The 1,487-nt window shown below is 42.2% G+C and carries 2 protein-coding genes; both read left to right on the forward strand.

The genetic code is table 11. From position 1 onward, the window contains the following. Positions 1-353, forward strand: a 353-nt coding sequence (yidC, locus tag A3763_RS03740; RefSeq protein ID WP_156494881.1) for a membrane protein insertase YidC, incomplete at its 5' end; no start/stop codon positions are given. A gap of 17 nt (positions 354-370) precedes the next feature. Continuing rightward, positions 371-1,487 (forward strand): tRNA uridine-5-carboxymethylaminomethyl(34) synthesis GTPase MnmE (mnmE, locus tag A3763_RS03745; protein ID WP_068759895.1); only part of this gene is annotated, 1,117 nt, incomplete at its 3' end.

Here is a 1,487-nt window from a genome sequence, read left to right on the forward strand (position 1 = left end):
GTCTGCCTATTCTTGTTCAGATGCCTGTATTTATCGCTTTATACTGGGTTTTGATGGAGAGTGTTCAATTACGCCATGCTCCATTTATGTTCTGGATTCACGATCTATCGGTAATGGATCCTTACTTCATTCTGCCGATTCTGATGGGTGCAAGTATGGCTATCCAAATGCAGCTAAATCCATCTCCGCCTGATCCAATGCAAGCTAAGATCATGAAGATTATGCCTGTTGTAATGACTGTTTTCTTCTTATGGTTCCCTTCAGGGCTAGTTCTTTACTGGTTAGTAAACAATATTCTGTCGATTGCACAGCAGTGGGTAATTACCAGACAAATCGAAAAAGCTAACGCTTAATCTACCCTGTTCTTGATATGAGTGAATATTATCAAGACACTATTGCAGCTCTTGCTACGGCGGCAGGTCGTGGCGGAGTTGGAATTGTCAGGGTATCAGGCCCAAAAGCCTTAGATATCGCTAAACTGATGGTTCATTTTGAGCCTAAGAATCGATATGCACATTATTGCGATTTCTATGATCCAGATGGTTTACGTTTAGATCAGGGAATTGCCCTGTACTTTAAAGGTCCCCACTCCTTTACCGGTGAAGACGTCGTTGAGTTCCAAGCTCATGGTGGCCCGGTCATTCTGGATCTTTTGTTAAAAGCCATCGTTTCGAATGGTGCTCGCTTAGCAGAAGCGGGAGAATTTTCTCAACGCGCCTTTTTTAATGACAAGCTGGATCTGGTTCAGGCTGAAGCTATTTCTGACTTGATAAACAGTACTTCCGAGCAGGCTGCTCGTTCTGCTTTGCGTTCCCTACAAGGGGACTTTTCTCAGCAAGTTGATGCCATTGTATCCGGCTTGATTAAACTCCGAATGTACGTGGAAGCAGCAATTGATTTCCCTGAAGAAGAAGTTGATTTTCTTTCTGAGTCACATGTCCTGGAGCAAGTTGATACTCTGATTGATACCTTGAATGACTTAATCAATAATGCGAATCAAGGGGCACTACTAACTGAAGGAATGAGGGTGGTAATTGCCGGTCGTCCAAATGCAGGTAAGTCTAGTTTGCTGAATGCTTTAGCAGGACGCGATTCAGCTATTGTGACTGATATTGAAGGAACTACACGTGATGTGCTTAAAGAGCAGATCAATATTGATGGAATGCCTTTACATATTATTGATACGGCAGGGCTTCGAGAAAGTACTGATAAAGTTGAACAGATTGGTATTGATAGAGCTTGGCAGGAAATTGAACAAGCTGATCGAATTCTTTTAGTTGTTGATGCTTCATCTATTGAATCAAACTCTGACTCATTACCAGACACGCTATGGCCAGAGTTTTTGGAAAAGCTCGATAATCAGGACCATATAACAATTGTTCGAAACAAAGTGGATAAAACGTCAGAAGCCCCATCGACTGCTTCGCTTGGTGAATTCCCACTTATTTCTTTATCCGCTAAGCAAAAACAAGGCTTAAGCTTACTAC

It is taken from the genome of Oleiphilus sp. HI0128, assembly GCF_001635365.1.